8 protein-coding genes are annotated in these 8288 nt (G+C 71.2%); 7 read left to right on the top strand and 1 reads right to left on the bottom strand.

The window, feature by feature from the left end:
• The 3 genes from AC0IY1_RS20320 to AC0IY1_RS20310 all read left to right on the top strand — a co-directional run.
• The coding region (locus AC0IY1_RS20320; protein WP_471771884.1) for a hypothetical protein at positions 1-228 on the top strand (228 nt) is incomplete at its 5' end.
• Complete coding sequence (locus tag AC0IY1_RS20315) at positions 221-1129, top strand: response regulator transcription factor (protein WP_103709587.1); 909 nt, start codon at positions 221-223, stop codon at positions 1127-1129. The genes AC0IY1_RS20320 and AC0IY1_RS20315, both read left to right, overlap by 8 nt.
• 118 nt (positions 1130-1247) lie before the next feature.
• On the top strand, positions 1248-1427 hold the full coding sequence (locus AC0IY1_RS20310) for a hypothetical protein (protein WP_471771882.1): 180 nt from the start codon (positions 1248-1250) through the stop codon (positions 1425-1427).
• 103 nt (positions 1428-1530) lie between these two features.
• Here the strand turns inward: AC0IY1_RS20310 and AC0IY1_RS20305 are convergent, their stop codons facing one another.
• Positions 1531-3000, bottom strand: a complete 1470-nt coding sequence (locus AC0IY1_RS20305; protein ID WP_471771880.1) for a methyl-accepting chemotaxis protein — start codon at positions 2998-3000, stop codon at positions 1531-1533.
• Between the two features lie 392 nt (positions 3001-3392).
• Between AC0IY1_RS20305 and AC0IY1_RS20300 the strand changes: the two genes are divergently transcribed.
• The 4 genes from AC0IY1_RS20300 to opgC all read left to right on the top strand — a co-directional run bounded on the left by AC0IY1_RS20300 (position 3393) and on the right by opgC (position 8288).
• Complete coding sequence (locus tag AC0IY1_RS20300; RefSeq protein ID WP_471771878.1) at positions 3393-4670, top strand: SMP-30/gluconolactonase/LRE family protein; 1278 nt, start codon at positions 3393-3395, stop codon at positions 4668-4670.
• Between the two features lie 64 nt (positions 4671-4734).
• Positions 4735-5718, top strand: coding sequence for an SMP-30/gluconolactonase/LRE family protein (locus AC0IY1_RS20295; RefSeq protein WP_471771877.1), 984 nt, complete (start codon positions 4735-4737; stop codon positions 5716-5718).
• Positions 5719-5758: 40 nt separating this feature from the next.
• Positions 5759-6946, top strand: coding sequence for an SMP-30/gluconolactonase/LRE family protein (locus AC0IY1_RS20290; RefSeq protein WP_471771875.1), 1188 nt, complete (start codon positions 5759-5761; stop codon positions 6944-6946).
• A 124-nt stretch (positions 6947-7070) separates the two neighbouring features.
• Positions 7071-8288, top strand: coding sequence for an OpgC domain-containing protein (opgC, locus tag AC0IY1_RS20285; protein WP_471771873.1), 1218 nt, complete (start codon positions 7071-7073; stop codon positions 8286-8288).

Raw genomic sequence — 8288 nt, 5'->3', positions numbered from 1 at the left:
CCGCCCGAGGCCGCCGCGCCGCCCCCCCGCCCGGAGCACCTCGCCGACCTCCTGCGCCTCGTGCGCATCGGCCACGTCCGCGGCATCGAGGCGAAGCTCGCCGAGATGGAAGGCGGACCCGCGGCACCGACCGCCTTCATCGGGCAGATGCGGGGGCTCACCGCCGCCCTCGACCTGCGCCGCGCCCGAGCGGTGATCGAGGGTTTGCTGGAGCCCGCCGATGGCTGAGGCGCAGCGCGATACCGTCCTGGTGGTCGACGATTCCCCCGAGACCCTGAGCTTCCTCACCGAGGCGATCGAGCGCTCGGGCGCCACCGTGCTGGTGGCGGTGGCGGGCGACCTCGCCCTGGCCCTGGTCGACGAGATCACCCCGGACGTGATCCTGCTCGACGCGGTGATGCCGGGCATGGACGGGTTCGAGACCTGCCGCCGCCTCAAGGCGAAGGGGCACCTCGCCCACGTCCCCGTCATCTTCATGACCGGGCTTTCGGAGACCGAGCACATCGTGAAGGGCCTGGAGGCGGGGGGTGTCGACTACGTCACCAAGCCCATCGCGCCGGACGAGATCCTGGCCCGCATCCGGGTCCATCTCGCGAGCGCCCGCGCGGCACAGAGCGCCCGAGCCGCCCTGGACACCACCGGCCGGACCCTGTTCGCGGTGGACCGCGACGGCACGGTCCTGTGGGGCACGCCCCAGGCCGCCCGCCTGCTCGGCGGCTTCACCGAACCCGGTGCCCCCTTGAGCCTGCCGCCGCAGGGCGCCGCCTGGCTCCGGGGCTGCCTCGCCGGCACGGGCGCGCCGGCCCTGACCCTCGGCGATCGCGCGGGCACCGCCTATACCTTCAGCTTCATCGGCGGCACCGGCGACGAGATCCTGCTGCGCCTGTCGCGCGACGGCACCGAGGCGGGACTCGAACGCCTGCGCCTGCGCCTGCGGGTCACCGGGCGGGAGGCGGAGGTGCTGCTCTGGCTCTCGCGGGGCAAGTCGAGCCGCGACATCGGCGAGATCCTGGGCCTCAGCCCCCGCACGGTGACGAAGCACCTGGAAGGCATCTACGAGAAGCTCGGCGTCGAGAACCGCACGGCCGCGTCCGTCATCGCCGCCCGCCACCTGCAGGACCTCGACTGAGGGGCGGCGGGCCGGACCCCGCGCGGGTTCGGAGACGGCGTGGATAATTCCCGCTCGCCCCCTCGCTTTGGCGGCGCGACACCCGATCTAGGAGGGAGGTCAGGCTGGGAGCTTCGCGATGAACTGGATGACGTGGTTGGTCGGCCGCTGCGTGGACCTCACCGAGCGCGTCGTGCCCGGCCTCGATCGGCGCGAACCCGGACGGCCGGGCGCGCCTCCGTCCCTGCGCGGCCGGGTGCGCGGCTCGGGCTCCGAGCCTACGGTGATGCAGCCCGGGGCCGGCCCGCGCCCGGACTGATCCGGCGCGCCTTGGCCTTTCGCGCCTTGGCCTTTCGCGCCTTGGCCTCGCCCGACTTGGCCTCGCCCGCCTTGGCCTTTCGAGACTTGGCCGCGCCCGCCCCTCAGGCGAGGGCGCGGGCCGCGGCGCCGGCCTTGCGCACCGAGGCGTCGACGTCGATCGCGGCGGCGGCGATCCCGTCCATGTTCTGACGCACGACCTCGACGCTGCGGGCGGCGTTCTGCATGTTGACCGTCATGTCGCGGGTCACCGCGGCCTGCTCGGTCACGGCCGAGGAGACGCTCACCGAGATCTCGCTGAGATGGCCGATCGTCCGCGCGATGGCCTCGATCGCTGTGACGGCCTGGTTGGTGGAGCCCTGCACCGCCGCGATCTGCGTGCCGATCTCTTCGGTGGCCCGGGACGACTGGTTGGCCAGGGCCTTCACCTCGGCCGCGACCACGGCGAAGCCGCGCCCCGCCTCGCCGGCCCGGGCCGCCTCGATGGTGGCGTTGAGCGCCAGCAGGTTGGTCTGGTCGGCGATCGTGCGGATGACCGAGACCACCTCGCCGATCTTGTCGGCGGCGGAGGTCAGCCCGGCGATGATGCCGGAGGCCTCCTGGGCCCGCACCACCGCCTCCTCGGACGCGGTCCTCGCCTCGGACGCGTGGCGGCTCAGTTCCTCGATGGAGGCCGAGAACTCCTCGGCGCCCGCCGCCACCGCGTGGACGTTGCCGGAGGTCTGGGCCGCCGCCTCCGCCGTGAGGGTGGCCTGATGGCTGACGTCGGAGATCGAGCCGGTGATGATCCCGAGATCCTTGTCGATCGCCTGCTGGCCCTGGTGGCGGCGCAGCCGGTCGGCGACCTGGGCGGTGACGTCGCTGGCGAACTTCACCACGGAGACCACCCGGCCGTCGGGTCCGAACACCGGATTGTAGGCGCCGTAGATCCACACCTCGCGGCCGCCCTTCGCCAAGCGGCGGAACTCGCCGGCCTGGTAGGCGCCGCCCGCCAGCGCGGTCCAGAAGGCGGCGTAGGCCGGCGTCGCCCGGTCCGCCGGCGCCACGAACTGGCTGTGGTGCCGGCCCTTGATCTCGTCGAGGCGGTAGCCGAGGGTCTCGAGGAAGATTGGGTTGGCGTCGGTGACGAGACCGTCCGGCGTGAAGTGGATCACCGCCTGCGACCGGTTGATCGCCGTGATCTGGCCCTCGAACGCGGCGTTGCGCGTGACCTGCTCGGTGATGTCCGTGGCGAATTTCACCACCTTCATCGGCTTGCCGCGCCGATCGAGGATCGGGTTGTAGCTCGCCCGGATCCAGATCCGGCCGCCGTCCTTGCCGATCCGGCAGAAATCACGGGCCTGATGCTCGCCCCGGCGCAGGCTGTCCCAGAATGCCCGGTAGGCTGCCGTGTCCCGCTCTTCGGGAGGCACGAACAAGCTGTGCGGCCGGCCACGGACTTCGTCGAAGGTATATCCGAGGAGGTCGAGAAAGATCTGGTTCGCGCTCTGGACAGTTCCATCCATCGCGAATTCGATGCGACCTTGCGATCGATCGAGCGCCTCGAGCGTTGCACGAAGACCGGACCCCAACATCGTTAGTTTCTTTCCCGGATACGTTTTCTGATATGCGACTATTCCAGTCACAGCCTGATGTGAGTAAATTTAGTTACAATCCATGAATTTGTCTTTAACGGCCAAAGAACCTGAAACGTCTTCGTAAAAAAGAGTTCGTGAAATCGCGCTGAGCGCTCTTGTATCGGGACGAGAGCCAAATTCGCTCAAAGCGCGCAGACCGCGCGATCCGACGCCTCCGATGGGTCGCGCCGCCGGCGGCGGCCGTTCACAACTCGCGGGGCGGATGAACCTTGGCCGACGCTTCATGCGTTAGGCCGTCATGATCGCACCGCACGGTTCGCACACCGCGCGGTTCGATCGTCGCGATGCCAAGGGGTCCGATGCCAGGGATTCCATTTTCCAGGGTTCCGATGACGCACCATCAGTCCGACCATCCGTTCTTCGCCGCGCCTCCGCGCCGGTCGGCCCGCCCTCGGCGGCCGAGCCGGACGCTCGCCGCGGCCCTCCTGGGCGCCGTCCTCCTCCCGGGAGCCGTCCTCGTGCCCGGCACCGTCCTGGCACAGGGCAGCGCCGCCGCGCCGACGGCATCGCTCACGAAGGTGGCGAGCTTCGACCACCAGGTGACGGGCGTCACCGTGTCCAAGGACGGGCGGATCTTCGTGAACTTCCCCCGCTGGACCGAGGACACCGAGGTGTCGGTCGCCGAGCTGAAGGACGGCAAGCTGGTGCCGTTCCCCGATGCGGCCTGGAACTCCTGGCGCAACGCCCGCAAGGACGAAGTCACGGCCAAGGATCACTGGGTCTGCGTGCAGAGCGTCGTGGCGGGCCCGAACGGCAACCTCTGGGTGCTGGATCCGGCCGCGCCCGCCATGGCGGCCCTCGTGCCCGGCGGTCCCAAGCTCGTCGAGATTGACCTGAAGACCAACCAGCCGGCGCGCACCATCGCCTTCGACGAGACCGTCGCGCCGCAGGGCTCCTACCTCAACGACGTGCGCTTCGCCCCCGACGGCAAGACCGCCTACCTGACGGATTCCGGCGCCAAGGGGGCCCTGGTGGTGGTCGACCTCGATAGCGGCCGGGCCCACCGGGTGCTCGACGGCGATCCGACGACGCAGCCCGACAAGAGCGTGACGGTGACCTATGACGGCAAGCCCCTGCGCCGGCCGGACGGACGCGGCGTCGAGTTCGCCGCCGACGGCATCGCCCTCTCCCCCGACGGCAAGACGCTGTACTGGCAGGCGATCAAGGGCAAGACGCTCTACAGCCTGCCCACCGAGACCCTCGCGGGGAGCATCACCAGCGCGCTGATGCCGACCGCGCTGGCCGACAAGAGCGTGTCGGGCCGCATCGAGACCGTGGGCGAGAACGGGCCGGCCGACGGCCTGATCATCGCCCGCAAGGACGGGCGGATGTACGTGACCTCGCCGCAGGACGATTCGATCAAGGTGCGCGACCTCTCGGCGAAGGGGAACAGCCTGAGCACCGTGGTGCAGGACAAGCGCCTGCGCTGGCCCGACACCTTCGCGGAAGGGCCGGACGGGACGCTCTACGTCACCACCTCGCACATCCAGGACTCGGCCTTCTACAAGCCCGACGCCCCGGCGGCCCTGCCGACGGAGCTGTGGAGCTTCAAGCCGGGGACAGCGGACGCCACCGGTTCGACCGCCCCCGCGCCGGCCGCGCGCTGACCCGTCCCGCGCCGCCCCGCCGACGGGGCGGCGCCCTCATCGCACCCGCAGCCCTCGAGGATCGATGCCGACGATACGACGACGCGCGCTGCTCGGCGGCGCGGGAGCGGTCCTCGCCCTGCGCGCCTGGCCGGCCGCAGCGGCCCCCATCGTCCGGGTCGACGATCCGCGGCTGCGCGACGTGCTCGATCCCGGCGCGGCGCTGCGCACGCTCTATGCGGGCGGACGCTGGTGCGAGGGCCTGTGCTACGCCCCCGGCCTCGGCGGCCTGATCGTCAGCGACGTCCGCGCCAACCGGATGATCCGGATCGCCGACGACGGCGGCGCCGCCGTGTTTCGCGATCCCTCGAACAACGCCAACGGCAACACCCTCGACGCCGAGGGCCGACTCGTCACCTGTGAGCATCGCGGGCGCCGGGTCGTGCGGCGGGAGCCGGACGGGAGCCTCACGGTGCTGGCCGACGCCTTCGAGGGCCGGCCTCTGAATTCCCCCAACGACGCCGCCCTGGCTCCAGACGGCGCGATCTGGTTCACGGACCCCGTCTTCGGCATCACCATGCCGGACGAGGGCCTGATGGCAATTCCGGCGCAAGCGGCGCGGCGGGTCTACCGGATCGATCCGTCCGGCCGGGTCGAGGGCATGACCGACGCCGTGGGCCAGCCCAACGGCATCGCCTTCAGCCCGGACGGGCGCCGCCTCTACGTCAGTGACACCAGCGCCTCCCTGAAGAACCCGGAAGGCGCCCGCACCATCCTGGCCTTCCCGGTGCTGGAGGGCCGGAGGCTCGGCCCCCCGAAGCCCTTCGCCACCGTGGAGGCCGGCGTGCCGGACGGCCTCGCGGTGGATGCCGATGGCCGGGTCTACGCCGCCTGCTTCGACGGCGTGCGGATCTACGCGCCCGACGGCACGCTCCTGGGGCGCATCGCCACCGCGACCGACGCCGCCAACGTCGCCTTCGGCGGCCCGGATGGCCGGCGCCTCTTCATCGGCGCGGGGGCCCACGTCCTCGCCATCGACCTCAGGGTGCGCGGCTCCGCCCGGGGCTGACCTGCCATCTTCCTCCCCCTCGCTCGTACCGGATCCCACCATGACGCTCGCTCGCCGTGACCTCCTCGCTGCCGGCATTGCCGGTGCCGGCTTCGCCGGGACGGCCGCCCTCGCCCGCCCCGGAGAGGCCGTGGCGGCGACGTCCCCGGAGGTCGCCACCCGCCGGGCGGCGGGCGGGCTCGAACTTGCGTTCACCGCCAACGCCCCCTCGACCCCCACCGGCCTCGCCATCTCGGCCGGCGGCCGGCGCTTCGTGATGATGCCGCGCTTCACCGCGACGGTGCCCTACACCCTGGGTGAGGTGCTGGCGGACGGAGAGGTCCGGCCCTACCCGGACCTGCCGACGAACCAGCCCGACCCAGAGAACCCGCAGGCCCGCCTGTTCCACGTGCCCAACGGCGTCTTCGACCGCGACGACACCCTGTGGTGCCTCGATGCCGGCCTGCCGGACGGCTCCGGACCGCCGGTGAAGGGCGGGGCGAAGCTGGTGCAGATCGATCTCTCCGAGAACCGCATCCGCCGGGTGGTCCCGCTGGAGGCCGGCATCACCCCGACCTCGTCGCTCAACGACCTGCGGGTGGATATCCGCGACGGCTACGCCCGCGCCTACATCACCGACCAGGGCCAGGACGGGGAGGGCGCCATCCTGGCCGTCGACCTCGCCAGCGGCCGGGTGGTGCGCCGCCTCGCCGGTCATGCCAGCACCAAGTCGCAGAAAGGCCTCCTCAAGATCGTCGAGGACCGTCCGGTGGTGCAGCGGAAGGGGGAGGGACCGCCGCGCCCGGTCCAGGGTGGGGCCAACGGCATCGCCCTCAGTCCCGACGGACGACGCCTCTACTACGCTCCGCTGATCGGGCGCCGCCTCTACGCGGTGGAGACCGCCGCGCTCCTCGATCCCGAATCCAGTGACGCGGCCGTGGCGGCCGGCGTCACGGATCTGGGCGAGAAGGGCATGACCGGCGGCCTGACCACGGATTCGAAGGACCGGGTCTACCTCGCCATGCAGGAGTTCAACGCGGTCGGCCGGCGCGACCCCGACGGCACCGTCACGCTCATCGCCTCCGATCCGCGCCTGATCTGGGCCGACACGTTCTGGATCACCCCGGATCGCTGGCTCCACATCTCGTCCGCCCAGGTGAACCGGCGTCCGGAATACAACGGTGGCAAGGATCTGCAGGCACCGCCCTATGCCATCCTGCGGATGCGAATCGACGCCGATCCGGCGTGAGGCGCGCGGATCCGCTTCCCGGGTCAGGGCCGAGCCGTTCCCCGGAATTACCCGCACCGGTTGCAACGCAACCTTAAGCTTTCGTTCCTAACCTGGGTGCGTTTAGGCCGCATCGGGGTGAGTCATGCCGCAGCGAAGGACCACGATCGACGCCATCCGCGGTCTGTGCCTGATCAATATCTTCGTAAACCACATCCAGGACGGCGCCATCTCGGTCGTGTCGCCCTCCCGGCTCGGCTTCTCCGACAGCGCCGACATCTTCGTCCTGCTCAGCGGCATCTCCATCGCCCTGGCGGCGAGCCAGGCCTCGCGGCGCCGGCTGCCGGACATCGTCGCCCACCTGTGGCGGCGGGCGGCCCGGATCTACGCCTTCGAACTGGTCATCGTCTTCGCGACGCTCGGTCTCCTGGCAGCCATCCTGGCCCTTCGCGGCGTGACGGGCGTGCACGCGCAGGAAACCGGCCTGTTGCGGGAGCACGGCTTCCCGAACCTGCTGGGCCACGCGCTCACCCTTCGCCAGACGGTGGGCTACTCGTCCGTCCTGCGCCTGTACGTGGCCCTGATGCTGATCGCACCGATCCTGTTGCGCCTGGCCGGGTGGCGGTTCTGGGCGCCCCTGCCGCCGGCGCTGCTGCTCTGGATCGCGGCCGGTCACTTCCACCTGGTGCTGAGCAACAGCCTCACGGGCGCGCCCTTCTTCCTGACGATCCTGCCCTGGACCCTGATCTTCGCTGTGGGGATCACGATCGGACAGGGCCTGGTTAACGGCGTCGCCCTGCCGCGCCCGCGATGGCTGACCGGCCTCGCCCTGGGCTATCTCGTCGCTTACCTCGTGCTGGCGGTGGTTGTCGTCCGTCTCTGGCCGGCGGCCGCCGACTGGGCCGCGACGCGCAACGACGCGTTCTGGCTCGGCGCGAGCAAGACCTACCAGTCGCCCCTGCGCGTCCTGCACGTGCTCGCCCTGGCCTACTTGGTGATGGCCCTGCCGCGGGCCCCGCTGATCCGCCTGCTGCACCAGGTGCCGCGCGACCACCTGCTGACCCGGCTCGGCCGCCGCTCCCTTCCGGTCTTCACCGCCGGCGCAATCGGGGCCATGCTCGCCAGCGAGGCGCTCGATCTCGCCGCCCTGTCCTGGAACGCCGCCTGGCTTCCCTTGCTGCTCCTGGAAGCCGGCATGATCGCGCTGTTCATCGGCATCGCCCTGCGCATCGGCGAGCGCCCGGGCCGGACGCGGCCCTCCCGCCCCGCGCAGCCGGAGGGTCGAGCTTCCCGGCGGGACCCTCAGGTTCCGACACCGGATCGCCCCGCCCTCGGCCTGCGGGAGCGCGCGGCGCTCGCCTGA

This window comes from Methylobacterium sp. AC690, assembly GCF_979256535.1.
Note: the sequence above shows the minus strand (reverse complement) of the source record. Positions and strands in the feature narration are given on the sequence as shown.